The sequence below is a fragment of the Altererythrobacter ishigakiensis genome (assembly GCF_001663155.1).
In the GTDB taxonomy this organism is placed as follows: domain Bacteria; phylum Pseudomonadota; class Alphaproteobacteria; order Sphingomonadales; family Sphingomonadaceae; genus Erythrobacter; species Erythrobacter ishigakiensis.
The window spans coordinates 369979-385822 of sequence record NZ_CP015963.1 but is presented as its reverse complement, the minus strand read 5'-3'; the positions used below and the strand labels follow the sequence as shown (position 1 = coordinate 385822).

At 53.9% G+C, this 15844-nt stretch carries 10 protein-coding genes and 1 pseudogene; 1 reads left to right on the top strand and 10 read right to left on the bottom strand.

Annotation, left to right across the window (positions count from 1 at the left end; genetic code table 11):
* Nucleotides 1-77: 77 nt before the first annotated feature.
* The 10 genes and pseudogenes from A6F69_RS13300 to A6F69_RS01755 form a co-directional block, all read right to left on the bottom strand.
* Complete coding sequence (locus A6F69_RS13300) at nt 78-641, bottom strand: thermonuclease family protein (protein ID WP_425388070.1); 564 nt, start codon at nt 639-641, stop codon at nt 78-80.
* A 602-nt stretch (nt 642-1243) separates the two neighbouring features.
* Complete coding sequence (locus tag A6F69_RS13115) at nt 1244-3340, bottom strand: hypothetical protein (protein ID WP_169816531.1); 2097 nt, start codon at nt 3338-3340, stop codon at nt 1244-1246.
* A gap of 2389 nt (nt 3341-5729) precedes the next feature.
* On the bottom strand, nt 5730-7064 hold the full coding sequence (locus A6F69_RS01785; RefSeq protein ID WP_067596711.1) for a primase-helicase family protein: 1335 nt from the start codon (nt 7062-7064) through the stop codon (nt 5730-5732).
* Nucleotides 7057-7293: a PriCT-2 domain-containing protein gene (locus A6F69_RS13195; RefSeq protein WP_245638268.1), complete on the bottom strand. Its 237-nt coding sequence runs from the start codon at nt 7291-7293 to the stop codon at nt 7057-7059. Before A6F69_RS13195 ends, A6F69_RS01785 begins: the two co-directional genes overlap by 8 nt.
* A gap of 180 nt (nt 7294-7473) precedes the next feature.
* Nucleotides 7474-7944: pseudogene (locus A6F69_RS13295) on the bottom strand (bifunctional DNA primase/polymerase); the annotation flags it as partial.
* The gene (locus A6F69_RS13110) at nt 7941-8081 is read right to left on the bottom strand and encodes a hypothetical protein (RefSeq protein ID WP_169816530.1); all 141 of its coding nucleotides are present in this window, start codon (nt 8079-8081) and stop codon (nt 7941-7943) included. The pseudogene A6F69_RS13295 and the gene A6F69_RS13110, both read right to left, overlap by 4 nt.
* Before the next feature lie 200 nt (nt 8082-8281).
* Entirely contained in the window at nt 8282-8470 is a 189-nt protein-coding gene (locus tag A6F69_RS13290) for an excisionase family DNA-binding protein (protein WP_067596705.1), read from the bottom strand.
* An 86-nt stretch (nt 8471-8556) separates the two neighbouring features.
* On the bottom strand, nt 8557-9183 hold the full coding sequence (locus A6F69_RS01765; RefSeq protein ID WP_067596703.1) for a hypothetical protein: 627 nt from the start codon (nt 9181-9183) through the stop codon (nt 8557-8559).
* 3 nt (nt 9184-9186) lie between these two features.
* Entirely contained in the window at nt 9187-10353 is a 1167-nt protein-coding gene (locus tag A6F69_RS01760; RefSeq protein ID WP_067596701.1) for a tyrosine-type recombinase/integrase, read from the bottom strand.
* A 186-nt stretch (nt 10354-10539) separates the two neighbouring features.
* Nucleotides 10540-12060: a tryptophan halogenase family protein gene (locus A6F69_RS01755; RefSeq protein ID WP_067596700.1), complete on the bottom strand. Its 1521-nt coding sequence runs from the start codon at nt 12058-12060 to the stop codon at nt 10540-10542.
* A 193-nt stretch (nt 12061-12253) separates the two neighbouring features.
* Here A6F69_RS01755 and A6F69_RS01750 point away from each other — a divergent pair, with 193 nt between their 5' ends.
* The gene (locus A6F69_RS01750; protein WP_245638267.1) at nt 12254-15643 is read left to right on the top strand and encodes a TonB-dependent receptor; all 3390 of its coding nucleotides are present in this window, start codon (nt 12254-12256) and stop codon (nt 15641-15643) included.
* The last annotated feature ends 201 nt before the right edge of the window (nt 15644-15844 follow it).

Here is a 15844-nt window from a genome sequence, read left to right as displayed (position 1 = left end):
TGGTGACGTGGAGAGTAAGAATTGTCCAGTATCAAGACGCGATCAGTTCAGCATAGGAGTGCATTCTTCCCCGACACTTAGGGGTATGGTTCGCATGCTATCCCGTCGCCATCTGCGTCAAGGGCTGACCTATAACCGGGCTCGCCGCGTCGCAGCGGGGCGGCTCCGGCGGCGCGAGCGGCCGCGCAATTGCGATAATACGCATTGCGAGAACGCGGCTTTGGTATTGTGGGTTCAAACTCTCCGTACGCTTCTCGGTTGGCCCGCTGGGATGGGCGTGGCTCTTTGAAGTTGGGATCAGCAGCTCGATAGTCCGAAGGCATCTGAAATATGCCGCTCCAAATGCCAACGCCGTTTGCGCGGGCTCTCTCTTCTGCTGCTATGTAGCTATCGCTGTACTGTGGTAGCGCAACCGCCAAGCCCGCCGACACCAGCTCCAGACCAACGTCCAGTCCGTTAGCGTGGCACACCGAAACCTGGCGCCCGTACCGGTCTCTATCAATTTGCTGACAACGTAGTCCGCCTCTGTGGATAAGGTCCTGCATTAACTTTGTCGCTTCCGCGCCGCACTCCCATGCGACCCCTTGCCGATCGCAAGTTTGGGTAGACTCAACGGCATCAATTCCGTGAATTCGGATCATGTCGTCGCCAAATGCAAAGGTATCGCCGTCAATAGCTCTTGGCTGTCCCAACATGACCTGCCCCACTGCAATTGAAGGGAAAAGCACGAGAAAGAAGGCCAAGCGCTTCACCCTAACTCGGCTCCAGTATGAACTGTTGCAATCGACTCTTGGCCGCGGCCTCCGCCGGGCAGTATTTGTTCCATTTGAGCCTTGATCATCATGTTTCTCGATCAGCCACGCACTTCGGTTTGCGGCCCGGCCACCTCGGCCCATCCATAATTCCCACTTTGTAACATAGCGCTTCAAGCTCCCGCAGTTCTGCAAGCCGGCGGCTTCGCTCAGCTTTGGCTTCGCGCGTTTCCTCTCCGTGTACAAACTGCGGATGATCTTCGCCTCGCTTGATTGTCTCAGGCTTTCTCGCTCCATGATAGCGACACACTGACATGCCGTAAGCCGATGGATTCTTGCACTGCCTATTGCCGCGTCTGGTTTGCGCTCTACACCTCTGAGCTTGACCGGAAAGTACGTTTGGAAGCGGCATACCATTGTATAACACAACTTGGCGATCGTACGTATATACGAGCCGGCTCCAATGGGCACACTACTTCGTTGGTTTCACATCAAAGCATCGCCACAAATGCGTCGGCAACAAGCCCAAGACCATAAATCGTGAGCAGCAATATTAGCCAACGCCATTGGACCTCAAAAATGGGATAGTAGAAGGGGTGAGTAGGATGCGGATTGTAATTTGGGCGTGCGATTGTTCCGTCTTCGAAAACCGGCACCCAAAAATCTTCAACGAATTGTTCTTGGAAGAATTCTGAGTGGCCGACTGGATGTCGACGGTCTATTGCCGGCGTGCCGATACCGTATGTGCCTCCATTGCCGTACCCCCAAGTTACAGACGCTGCGACTGCAGGATATATGTCCCTTGTCCCATAATCATTGATTATATCTCGTCTAACGTTGGCTTTCTTGACTTCGTGTAGGGAGTGTCGGCTGCCGATTACCGCTCCACAGAGCAAGAGATACTCGAGTTCTATATTCGGGTTTTCTTTCAGGGCATTAACTGTTGCATAAGTGCCATTTGAGTGGGCTATCACAGATAGGGTCTTTCCCTCTCTTTGCGCGCGAGAGTAGCTATGCAACAGGTCATCCGAAACTTTCTTGATCGGCCAGCGCCTAGATCTTCCCGGAAGCAAGAAACTTACTAGGTCAAACCAGCCATATTTAGTTACCGCCACTTCTAGATCAGGGTTTTGCCGAAGAGTTCGTTCTGTGGTGTCTACCCAGTCAGCATGTGTTCGAATGCCGTGAATCAAATGGATAATTTGAGCAGGTTTTGCACCGAGTATAGCTTGAATATCGTCTACAGAAAGCGCCGACTTTTGATGTTCTGCAATATTGCGCGCTTGCTCAAATTGAACCTTAAGAATGTGTTCGCGGTAGTCATCCTCCGCTTCTGCCAATTCCTCCAGTAAGCGCACTGCTTCCTCATCGTTCGCTGAACCGACTAAGTCTATCAGACGCCGCATAAAGGCGCTTGCGTCCCAAGGGTTTTCATCGCCATGCGAGGTGCCGCCAGGCCGGGCAGCATGGGGGAACGTTACGCGAAATGTCGCGACGATCCAGGCCGCAAGCTTGATAGACGGAACCAGCGGCGTTCGCACTGACTGAGAGCCAAAGTCTAGCCAACCGTGCAATGCCCAAAATAACCCAGGATCAATAGGCTGGTTTTTCTCGATCGGTATGGCGGCCGCCTCAAAGTTGCTAAGCAAAAGAATGACCTGCCACCCTCTACGCGATTTCAGTTCCAGCCCTGCCGTCGCAAGTCGTTCCAATGCCAATGTCTCAAGCCGCCCAACCCCGCCATTCACCATCAAGAATTCAACGATTTGCATTTCACAGTTGGGATCGAGGCAGGGAAACCTCGCGAGCCATTCGAAAGCCAAATTGACGACAACCGCTAGGTTCTCTTGGCCGGTGAAATTTAGTAGTTCGTACATGCCCGCAATAGGCCAGGCAGATGCCTCAAGTTTTGGCTCGAGCAGCATTCTTGCGTACTGCTCGAGAGCAGCCTGATCCTCACAGATGGCCGACCAAATCTCGCTTTCTAGCGCCCTCCATTCATCTCCATCGAAGGTCATTTGCGCGCAATGCATTTGGGCGGCGATTAATTGGTCGCGGGTAAGTTGACCTAGACCGCCCGCTTGGCGGAGGCGCTCAGACAGCCCGCTCAATAGGCAATAGCGCGCCTGGAGATATCTATTCTCAGAATAGAGTCGCGCAATCTCGGATAGCTTCGGGCTTGATGGAAGCCGGTTTAAATATGCTTCAAAAGCACCCAGAATCGATGGTACGAGATTTTGGCCATAAACGGCAGTAATCCGGTCTATTGCTGTTTCAAACCCAGCTAGGTCGCCGAAGTTTCCGAAATACACTTGCGCGGGCAAGACAATCGCATCTGGCGAGCCTATGGAAAGTTCATCCAGTCGTTCAGCTAATTCCGCTCGAACTTGGGCCCACCTATTCTCGCGCTCGGCAACCACACTGGCTTGAGCAGCCTCATCCTCGATTTGCCATTGTGGCTTGGGCGGATTCAAGAGTGTTTCTAAGCAAAGCGCTAGATCTGCTTCAGTGTTTACGAACCGTGCAATAGCAGCGCGCGTAAGCTGCCCCTTGTCGTCTGAGTGAGGTGTAAGCTGTGCGGCTGCCATCCAATGGGGGTATTCAACCGGCTGAGCATTCAAGAACGCCGCCACATCGCCATCTTGCAAGCCCAACTTGCGGTGAAACTCCCGAAGTTCATGTGCAGCGACACGCAGATGGCCCTCATCTTCAGCTCTTGCGAGCCAGATTTGCTGCATTGCTTGGCGAACTTCGGCGTTATCTTCCAAACATTGCCCGATGATTTCGAGCTCGCCTGTATCATATGTTCGGCCTCTAAAGGCGCGTAGCCAGAGGAGCAGCCGCTCTGCTTCGACGAGCCCAAGTTGAAGCCTTCTGCCGATAAGGACGGCACCTAGGTCCACTAGGCCTCCCGAACCCGCCCCTCGATACTCGGGCAATAGCTCCAAAGCGTAGGGCGCCAGCGCGTCGAGAAACCCACCTAAACGTTCGTCAGGCACGTCGCGCCGGTATTGCCAATTCTTACCGATCATGTTGTCGTCTGGTTCTTCCGGGACCGTGGAAATCGTAATCCCCGAGTTCGCCGCTATGACTTGAACAACCTCTTGGTCGTCAAATGCGTCCAATCCGACGTCCAGAACAAGACCAGCAGCCAGGCGCGTAGAGTCGTGTGAGCCCTGGCAACGAAGTTTCTCAATCAAATCTTTCATTTGATCTGGACTGAAATTGCCAACAAGCGCAGCGGCTGCGTCTTCACGCAGACTAAACGCATTCTGCGGCTCAAGAGCCAGTCCTTTTAAGCGATCACAAACATCTTCAGGTAGCTTTTCGTTCTTCAGTTGCCGTGCCAAGAAAATTCGCAGTGTAAAATTGCTTTCCGGGTCAAAAATGATCCGCAAAGAATCTTTAAGAGTTTCACCCCTAACGAGACATTTCGCGCGGTATACCCTCCAATCTGCGAAGTAGGGGTCTTTTGTGGCCAATCGTTGTAGCGCCTGTAGCATCACATTCGCGAGCTCATCTGGAATGCAATCGGCATCCCCATATTCGATCAAGCCCATCGGGTCTGAGTTAATAATGTCTTCGGCATACTTCGGATAATAGCCGAGCCAGCCGAACAAGCCGCGGAAGCTTGCAGGCACGACGCCATCGACCGTGAGTGCGTCTAAAAGACGTTTCCGCCCGTTTGAGTTTGCTATGTTCTCAACCAACCAGCGGGCCGCCAACCACTCGCCAATGCGGCGATGCGCGTAAGTTTGCCGATTGGCATCCGCCTGGAACACCCTCACCAAGCGATTCCCGCTCACAGAGCTCCAATCGTTCTCGTCCAACAAGGTGTGTAGATCGGCTAGCTTTAGGTCTTCATCGCTTGGTTCCGCCCCAGGTCGGGCTAGCGCTGATTTCCCAGACAAAATCAGGGCCGCGAACGCGCAACCAAGAACGTCCTTTCTAACATTTAGGGGTAACTCCCCGTCTCGCTCTCGCCTTCTTTCGTTGGCATCAGGCAGACATAGATCGATGTAAGATTCAAATAGCTCATAGGTGCTTTCGGGCGCACCACCTTCAGCAATGACGTCTCGTAGCATGATTAATGTTTGCGGGTTTCCAAGCCACTCAGATAAGCCTCGCAGCTCGTAGTCCCTCGCAACAGCGGAGGCCTTCTCTTCGCCAAGCCCCTCGGACAGAAAGGTCAAGGCTTGGCTATGCTCGAAGGGCCTTAAGAAGAGCTCTATCGGCTCCTCTCCAAAAGTCTCTTTGATCCGCGTCCTAGATGTAGCTGTTTGCCAATCCTCCGCCCTACAGCTGAGAACAAACCTGCTGACGCCAGACTGTTCAAGCTTGGATAGAACATTGTCTACCGCCTCTCCTTGGTGTCGCGAAGAGGCTTCATCGACGGCGTCCACCAAGAGGCATGTCGCACCACCGAACTTTGTTTGGGGGTCAGGTGAGTTTATTAGGCGCTGAGCCGTTACGAGTTCAAAACCATCTGAGCTCAGTTCTTCTAACAACCTGGACTTGCCGCTGCCAGCCTCACCAAGGATAACCAGGTTGCCCGGTTGGCTAAGCAGTTCATCTTGCCCAATCCTGCGCGTTGCACCGTCATCCCGATACTCCAGCTCTCGAGAAACATAGTTGGGCGGCTGCATCTTGTTCTGCTTCCTAAAAGACCGGAAATGTCAGTGGTTTGAATGGCATGAAGATGACATTGTGTTCTGGGTGGAGCAACCCCAGTGCTCATCCTACTTGTAATCTTTTCAGCTAGAAAGCTTTCGCGTCACGGGTATTCGTCGCTGAGCCATGGAAGGTGCGTGCCAGATTTGCCGGATCAAGCGCCTTCCCCACAGCTGCGTTCCCTCCGACCACATTTCTTTTCAAGCTGGCAAAAGTGGCAAGTGGCTTACTCAACCCAATCCAAGTTTGGCCTTCGTTGCAGACACTAGCGCCCAAAGGGGCATTCGGCGCTTTGCGCTCTTTCGACTAGTCCCAAGGAATAGTTGCATCCAGATACTTGGCGAACTCCTCCCGTGCGGCCGATAATGACGGCATCTCCTTGCCTCTTTGATGTCCGCCGTTGATCAATCGCCGCCCACTTCGCGCAGAAGGACAGAGCCGCTTGAGCGCCTCGTGGATGTCGCGCTCTTGCAATGAGCCGTACTTACGCTGGCCGCGCTCTGCGGTGGTCCAACCATGCATTATAGACGCGGTGGCAACAAATCGTGCATCAGACCAATGCTCACTAAAGGGCTGGCCAGGTGCTATCTGCCCAGTCTGCAATACCTCGTACCAGTACCGGTCAAACCCCGACAAGGAGCGCAGCTTCTGATCGACATGAGCTCTGGTCTTGGGTCGCAAGCGTACGTTGAATTGATCCAGTTTGATGCGCTGCAGATCGTGAACGGCAGCTGATATTACTTCCGGGTCATCCAATGCAGCGTGGACAGAGTTCCAGTAGTGCGCGTCTGCTTTGCGCCCTGATCCAACCTGGAAAAACACAAAGCGTCGGTCGTCGGTATCGACTTGGGCAAAATGCCTGTGGTTGCTGGCTGCGAAGAAACGGTGAAAGGAGCGTATGGAACGACGTGGTTGCAGCTTCTGCTCAATCGTGACGAATGGTTCGGTAACAAAAGACTTCAGGCGATCAATGGCCTTCTTGTCACCGGCGAATAGCGCCTCATCCATGAAGACTGCATAGTGCCGTTCGATAGAAGCATTGAACTGGCCCACGACATGAGAGACATCGGAGACTTGTAGAGTTGTATGCGGCCAGATCGCTCTAAGGAGCTGACCAAAAGTACCCTTCCCAGTGCCTTGTCCACCCATCAGTGACGGAATTACGCCAGGTTTCTCCTCGGGGCGCTGGAGCATATGTGCGAGATAGCAGATAAGGTAACGATATAGGCCGATATCGCCCCCGCAAATTTGCTCCAACAGGAAGTTACGAATGATCAGCCAGTCGCCTGGCATGGGTTGAATCGGGGAAGGTGACCAATAGTTGAGCGTCGTGGGCGGGGTCTGCAAAGGACTAAAGGCGATCTCGTCATACATCACCGTATTGGGGTGAGTAACGAAGTCCTTGATGACCCTTTTAGGGTCACACGAGATGGGCAGATTTTCGAGGTGGCGCTCCATAAGAAGCTTGCCCGCCTGCATGCCATACATCCCGACGTCCTCATGACGGGCACCATTCTTCAGCGCAGCCAGCTCCTTGTGCCGACCGATCCGCACGTCCCCGCCAATTGAAAACATGAAAAAGGCTTGTTGTAGCTCGATCAGCGGATCCGTCGGACGTGCTATTGGTGCAACGCTAGCCATCCCAGCCTTCTTCGCGCGCAAAATGCACGATTGTACCAAGTGTCGGGCTGCGACTTAGGTCGTGGTTCGCGGCGACCAAATGGAAATTTCTATCATCATACCGATGAGGGGCAGTGCGGCACCAGCGCTCGGCGACCTGTAAGCCATCGGTCCAGCCGAGAGACAGAATTGCCCAAACCACATCACGGTAGCGCTCGTAACTACAATCGGCAGAAATAATCGATAGCATGTCAGTCAAACGCGCACGCTGCCTTGGTGTGTCATTGATCCGCTTGATTAGCGGTGGAACTGGGCACCTGCTTGCTTCACGCGTGCTCAACTCAGATTGCCAGAGGGCTAGCAGATTGCTTGGTATCTCCGGCATAGATCGCCAATGCCCATTGCCACCCCATTCGTAGGGCGCCCCAGTTCGTGGATGGATGGATGGCGGAAGAATATCCTGGACAGTCACGCCATTTAGGCTGGCACAGCGAAACTCGAGTATCGTCACGGAAGATCGCTGAGCAAATGGGATGTGAATCGCGAGGCTCGGCATCGCGGAGGCGCCGGGTGGCAACCTATATAACGCTTTGCAGCGGTTCTTCCGGCCAGACAAAATCTGCACACAATCTGGGGCGTCGATCAGCTGTTCTAAATCAACCCCTCGCGAGGCAAGCCAATCGTTGGCAAGCGCCATGTCATCGATATCGAGCGCGCAGGTTGGCTCTGGCGAGCAGTAGGCGTGAGCAAGTCCCCAATTCCCTTCGTGACCTGCTGCTGATCTAGTGTCCATTATGGCGTTACGCGCTTCATTCCACCCAAGATGCCGCGGACCTTTGCTTCCCTTTGGTATAGGCACCAGAGCCAGACCTGAAGATACGTAAGAAGCAGCCTCGCTCATGTTCCCACCCCCTGGTGATAGTTGAACATTCCGGAGACCAGTTCGTCGAGATCGTGATCAAGTAGCTGCCGCAAGTCCCACTGGTGAGGTAGTGGGCTGGGCGAAGCAAATGCGCGGCGCACAAGCCCCATGCGCATGAGCATGCGCTCCGTAGCGTCAGCTAAGGAATCCCGGTTTCCCGGCAGATGGGGCCAGAGTTTTTCGACTTCGCCGACTAGTTGCTCGATTCTCGTCGCAGTACGAACGATGTCTCCGATACCAAACGATTCACTCGCCAGCTGATTCATAAGGAGTTCGAGTCTTGCGTACGCGCGAAGCTGAACTGGACTCCAGGCCATCATCCTTCTCCTGAAACAAGGCGGTGAAGACTCTCGGCCGGGATTAGGGCTCGGCGGCCAACATACACGACGCGCAGGTTACCTTTGGCGATGTGTTCATAGAGGTTTGTACGGCCGAGACTCGTCGCCTGGCAGGCCTCTCGAATACTGTAGGCAAGTTTCGGGATTTGGTTCGCTTCTTGTTTCATGACTTTGTTCCCTGTGAGTGGATCGGGCAACAAAGTACGCAAACGAGTTTATGCGAATAGCCGACACGATAAATTGGTGAATCGATTCACCGTGCCAATTTCTTCCTGCCTGCTGCAGAACGACCGGCACTAGGCGCGGATTTAGCCCAAGCGCGATCGAATCCGCGGCCTGTTAGGCCTGGAATTTCGCGCTGGGCCTGCTGCTTGAAGTGTGCTTTGGAGCGATGGGGGCTGCCGTCATTGGCGAAAGCTGCGTCCAGCCATGTTTCGCACTTTCTTTCCGCTCCAACAGTACCGGCAACGATAGCCTTGGCTGCAGGGAACTCATCGAGCAGGTCCGCACGGTTAAGCCGTACATCGCAGTAGAAATCTTCCCTTCCTGTAATTTGGTCGGGTGACCATTCGCCATTCTGGTCTGGAAAGCCGAGGAGTCCTTCGCCATGTCTCAGCGCAATGTTATCGCGGTCCCACTGCCGGTATTCGAGCAATGCCAGCTTTGGGATCGCATGCAATTGAATTTCGCTTGGTTCAGCTGGGTACGATTGGGCATGCTTGCCGACTAACCTGATCTTGCCTTCGACCGCTTTGTCAAGGATGAGGGTCAGCGCTTGCTCGAGGCAAGTCCTGTCGATTGGATTACTTTTGGACGAGATTTCATGCACCCAATCGAGCGCATCATTAAGTGAAACGTAGGGATGATTTGGCAGCTTCATCGCCTAAACCTCCAGTGTCTCAAGGGCCTTCACCGCTGCGTCTGACACGAGATGCCCGTAATGCCGCTCGATCATTTCAACGCTAGTCCCAGAAATTTGTGCAATGGTTAGAATCGGCAGGCCAGAGTTGACCAGGTCCGTTATAATGCTGTGGCGCAAGGTGTAGGCGCATGTGTCCTTGGGTAGTTCGAGAGATCTCACGGCGCTGGCCAACGGTATCTTCCATGAATCTTTGCTCCAAGGTTTTCCGTTAGAGCGTTGGAATAGGAAAGCTGCAGGCGGCTTACCTTCGGACTGTTTTGCAATTAGTTGTGCGACCTGTTTGGGGACGGTGAATCTGCGCGGCTTTCCATTCTTGTCTTCTCCGATGGCAAGTTCGTTAGTATGCTTGTTGAAATCGGCGACTTTCAGCTTGGCCATTGCTCCGGGGCGAAGGGGCAAAAGGCATAGCGCGGTGAAGAATGCATGAGCATCTGGCGGCAGCTGCGCCAAGACAGCTTTTCGCTGTTCGCGAGGCAGGTATCCGTCTCGTTTGCGATCTGCGTTTGGGATAGCCTTTAACGCGCTTTGCCAATCTGCCTCTGTGTTCGGTGTTCCCGGGGCTATCGCCCTATTCAGTGCGGCGCGAAGCGCGGCGATGTCGCGGTTGATCGATGAGGGGCTTCGTGGTCGAGTCTTGGGCGCGCCGTTGGCACGTTTGCCGTAGGTTGCCGGCTTGCCGCTCAGCCATTCTCGCCAACCCACTAGATGCCTGCGTCGAAGTTTGATTAGCTTCACTTTCGCAAGGTCATGTCCATAAACGTGACGCTCAAAGCGGGCAGAGGCCTCAGCTCGATCCGCGGCGTATTGTTCGCACGCATCCCGCACCGTTTCGAGTCGTTTCTCTGGGGTGCCGCCGCTTTCTACACTTGCCGCAAACGCCTCGGCGGCCTTTTTCGCTAGGGCGAATCGCTCGTTGCCGCTGGAAGAAGCAAAGGACCCAAGGCACCTCCGCCGATAACCACGCTTGTCTTCATCGTATGCGCGCGCATGCCATGTGCCCTCACCGTCGCCTACATGTGGGCAGTAACCGACGAAGCAGCCAGGACTGAGGCGCTGCCAGTATGGTTCTGCCTTGCCCTTTGGGTCCGGCTTGAGCTTGGCTCGCTCTTTCACTTTGCTCAGGTCCATTATGCCTCACGGGGATTGAAGGAATGAGATTCCTGTAAAATTCCCGTAAAACATAGGCGGACTTTGTCGAACTACAATGGTTGCCTTACAGCTACTTACGTATAGGTAAGAACGTCAGCGAACAGTGAATCTCTGCCCTCCGAAGGCAGAGGTCACAGGTTCGAATCCTGTCGGGTGCGCCAGCGTCTAGATCGTGGGAGCCGGGCAGTAGCGCTTCAGATAGTCTTCATGCCCTGGCATGTGCTGAACCACGAAGCGGATTGATTTCTCCATCTCGTCCATCTCGCTTTTAGTTGCAGGCAGATCGAAAGTATCTGCAACCGGATTGTGGCCGCCCATTACAATTCGCTGTCCCATCATCACGGCAGCCCAGCTTGTTTCGGTAAACAGTTCGTCTTCCTCGCGGAATATTTGTCCGTTCGTTTTGAACAGCTCGACCTTCTCGGTGAGAGTGTCGGGCACGCTCATGGTGCGGCAATAATTCCAGAATTCGGAATCGGTGCGCTCGGTTGCATTATAATGCAAGATAAGGAAGTCGCGAATTCTAGCGTATTCCTTGGCCGTGAGACGGTTGAATGCGTCAACTTGTGCGGGGTTAATGCCTTCTAGCGAAAGCAGTGCCACCAGCTTGTTTACACCAGTATTAATTAGATGGATCGAGGTTGACTCGAGCGGCTCCATGAAACCGGCAGACAGACCTAAAGCGACAACGTTCTTGTTCCAGAATTTCTTCCTTCGGCCGGTGATGAAGCGAAGGTGATTTGGTTCCGCGGTTGGCTTGCCTGCAATATTGCTGACCAAGATGTCGTGTGCTTCGTCGGCTGACATATATGCGTCGCAATAGACATGGCCGTTGCCATTGCGATGCTGAAGCGGAACTTGCCATTGCCATCCTGCTGAATGCGCGGTGGCCTTCGTGAAGGGCGGTGGTGGACTGCCATCGTCGCGGTTGCAAGGAAGCGCAACTGCCCGATTGCACGGCAGCCAATGCGTCCAGTCTTCATAGCCAGTCTCAAGTGCTTGCTCGATGAGCAGCCCGCGAAATCCAGAGCAGTCCACAAACAGGTCGCCTGAAATGCTCTCGCCGCTCTCAAGCACTACTGACATTACAAAACCGCTTTCCCGGTCAAGCGTATAATCACCAATACGACCTTCCTTGCGAATTACACCGCGCTTTTCGGCATATTTGCGCAAGAATGCAGCGTAGCGCCCGGCATCTAAGTGATACGCGTAGTTGACCGGCGGAAGGTCATCTTGTGCATAATCTTGTGTGCGTGCGAATTTTCCAAAATACGCAGCCATGGTCTCAAGGTTGAAGGCTTGAATCGGGCGCTTCTCGCCTGCCTCGCGCATGCGACGCCAAACCTGATGGAAGGCGATGCCGCCCATATGATAACCATAAGCACCGAAGGGGTGAATGTAACTGTCCCCGACTTCGCCCCAATTTTCAAATTGAATGCCAAGCTTAAAGCTGCCTTGTGCCTCGGCGAGCATTTCGCGCTCATCGATCTCGAGCATTTGATTAAATTCAACGAACGGTGGAATTGTTGCTTCGCCGACTCCCACTGTTCCAATTGCTTCTGATTCGACGAGAACAATATCGAGATCTCGACCCTTTTTGAGGCGTGAGAGGACTGCTGCCGCCATCCATCCTGCAGTACCACCGCCTACGATCACGATGCGTTTGATAGGGTTGCCGTAGTTCATTGTGTATTTGCGCCCTCTGTGTCGACGTTGTCTTAATAACGCTGTTGTTGCATGAATGCCATGATTCCCAACTTTGCGAAAGTATCAAATGTGAACGTTCATTTTGGGGTTGTGAACGCTAACATCATCCGATAAGGAATATTGTGTTAATAGGACATACGTGAGCGTGAGGTTCACATCCGGGGAGGGAAACTTGTCTCAGCAAAAGCAAACCGAAGCCGTGCTCTCGCGGCGTTTTCTGGCACTCAGCACTGCTTCGAGCATCGCGCTATCAGCGATGATTGCGACTCCAGCCATGGCGCAGGATGCGGAATCGGGTGATGAAGAAGCGGCGGCCGAGGCCGACAATGTGATTGTGGTCACTGGTTTCCGTGCTTCACTAGAGAGTGCGCAGAATATCAAGCGTGACTCCGATACCTTCGTTGACGCGATCACGGCGGAAGACATTGGTGCACTACCGGACCGGTCCGTGGCTGAGGCATTGCAGCGTGTTCCCGGCGTCAACATTGGCCGATTTGAAAAGACGACTGACCCCGACCGCTTCTCGGTTGAGGGCACCGGCGTTATTATTCGCGGCATTCCCTATGTGCGCTCCGAGCTAAATGGCCGCGAAATTTTCTCGGCGAACGGTGGTCGAGTGCTGAGCTTTAACGACGTGTCGCCGGAGCTACTTGGTCGAGTAGAGGTATTCAAAAACGTCACAGCTGATATGGTTGAAGGCGCCATTGCGGGTACCGTCAATCTCGTGACTCGCAAGCCTCTAGACAATCCTGGATTGAAGATTGCTGGATCAGTCGAGGCCAACTACGGCGATTTAAGGGAAGATTGGTCTCCGACATTCAACCTGTTGGGGTCGACAACCATTGATACCGATCGCGGAACAGTGGGTTTTCAGCTTGCATACTCAACCTCTGAGTTGAAGAGCCGCACCGACGCGTCACAGATTGCCGACCCGTGCTATCGTGCGACTACTTACGACGCCGACTGTATTCGCGTTCTTACGCTTACGTCCGGCGGTTTTAGTGGCGATCCGAGCTTTGATGAGAGCAATTTCCCGCCGGCTGGGTCCGTTGTAGTTCCAAAGGGTGCTGGTGTCCGTACAACGGATCTCGACCGCGACCGCGAAGCTTGGTCTGGGATTTTCCAGTACGAAGATCCGACCGGCGATTTCGTTGCGACGATCGAATACCTTCGCTCTGAAACAACATTTGAAACCGAAGAATTCGCCTTTATCGCTCCGCCTGCTGCAGATGTTGACAATCTGTTTCCAGTGCCGCGTGCTGGCAGCACATGGCAGTTTGATGAGAATGGTGTTTTCGAAAGCGGCATTCTGACACAGCGGCCTGGCGATGCTTATGCCACTCCATTCGGCAACGGCGGCCTCAACGTTGAGGCTCTTCGTTTCGTGAGGGCTGCGAAGTCGGTTACAGAAGACTTCTCTTTCGACGTCGATTGGAACCTCACAGATCGATTCCGCGTGAACATCGAGGCGCAGCACATCGATTCTAGCTTGCGTCGCGACTCAGTATTTGGCGCTACCCGTACCTGGGCTGATGTCGCGCTTGATCTATCAGGCAAGACGCCCAGTGTTGAATTTCTTGCGCCAGAAAATTCGCCAAGCGACTACTTCACCAGCGGTTTCTATAGCTACTACTGGTTTGGCCTTGATAGCCGTGAGAAGAACGAAGGTGAGCTCGACAGCGTAAGGTTTGATGCCGAGTACGACATCAGCGATGACGGTTTCTTTAAAGCTGCTCGTTTCGGTGCGCGCTGGTCAGATCGTGACCGCACAACGCGAAACACGAACTTTAGCACCTGGGGCAACCTGTCGGCGCCTTGGGCTGGCCGTGCTGGTTGTGCTCCTTGGGGTGAAGGGCCTGGCTGTTTCCAGGGCCCTGGGCCGTTTACGCCGTCCTGGGCGGGCTTTACTCCTGGCCGCTTCTATACGGGCCTGCCGGGACAGGAGTTTGCGATTGCGGGCGGCGTTTATGTCGACGAATTTCCGCAGTACGCGAATTTCCTCACTCCGTTCGGCGACAATTTCCAGCGCGGGAACGCGCCAACGCCGGTTGACGGCGGTGGGTCTTGGTACTTTGGGGGCGATGATTTCCTCGGAGAGTATCTCGCTGGTGTCAGCGATCAGCAATTTGATGAGATCGCGACAGCTGGCCAGTCGCCAGAGCGTTTCAACTATGGTGTGAATGGTCGAACCCGGCAGGATCCATTCAACCCGGTTCCAGGCAATACAATCCCGTGTGATATCCAGGGCTTCTTCTGCCCAAGCGAAGTTTCGACGGTTAATGAGCAGACCAAGGCTGCCTATGGCCGGATCGATTTCGGAACTGATTTCAACAACGGTTGGAACCTCGAAGGCAACTTCGGTCTTCGTTACATCGAAACGGAAATCGATGCACCTGCATTGCTTGCTTATCCTGACCCCGGCCGTTTTGATGACGTAGTCGCCGGGGGCAATGGCGATGGCATTGTGCAGGTCTCCGAGATTGAGGCGAACTGTCTTGGTCCGGTCCGTATCCCGGGTGCGGTTAGGGGCTATTGCGATCCGGCATTCGCGCCGCGGCTTGCAGAATTTGCTGCGGCCCATACAGGCGAAATCATTCCCACGAACCAGAAGATCAAATTTGATAGCTGGCTCCCCAGCTTCAACGCGAAACTGGACGTAGGCGATGGGCTGCTATTCCGCTTCGCTGTTTCCAAAGGCATATCACGCCCAGACCTGCAATTGGTCTCGATCAATGGCGCGGTGGGCGACAATACTGGCAACCTGCTAGAAAGCGGCACCTTGTTGACTGGCCCGCTTTTCAACATCCGGACTGGCAACCGTCAAATAAGGCCAATCGAGTCATGGAACTATGACCTTTCGGCTGAATGGTATTTCGACGATGTCGGCTCATTGACAGCTTCGGTGTTCCTCAAGGACATCTCAGGCATCATCAACAATGGCTTCGAGACAAGACAGCTCGAGGGAGAACAGTCACCTACGGCGGACTATGTCTTCCAAGGCCCATTCAATGACCAGAGCGGCAATCTGAAGGGCTTCGAAATTGCTTATCAGCACTCTTGGGATTTCCTCCCAGGCTTGCTGAGCGGATTGGGCGGGCAGTTCACCTACACTTATGTAGATGGATCTGACTTCTCAAACCCAAATCTTTCCGATGTAGGCCAGTCGTCGGTCACTAGCGGGACGAATGAACTGGGCGGCGGGGCATTTGTCGATGGTCAGCCATTGGCGGGGATTTCAAAGCATACTGTCAATGCGACATTGTTCTACGAGAAGGGGCCATTTGCGGCGCGCGCAGCCTATAACTGGCGTTCTGCATTCTTGGTGACCCCGCGCGACGACATCATTCCGTTCTCACCTATCTGGCAAGAATCCACTGGCCAACTTGATGCGTCGATCTTCTATTCGGTGACCGACAACATCAAGGTTGGTGTTCAGGGCGTGAACCTGCTCGATGAAGTTACTCGTACCTCGCAAGTTGTAAACTTCGAGGGCCTGCGAGTGCCGCGCTCAGCGTTCCGCAATGACCGTCGTTACACGTTCATTGCTCGCTTTGACTTCTAGGACGAGCGCTTCGTTATGACATGAAGTTGGGCCTCTGTGAATTTGGCACAGAGGCCCTCTTCTATTTTGAGGTTGTAAGATCACTGTGGTCGGGTCTGCCTGCTCGTACTGAGGTTTGGCCCCGCCGCGGCAAGGGGCTTGATTCATAGGCTATATTTGTCGATGCACAGGCTTAATAAACAGGTTTGGGTGGTCGCGCTG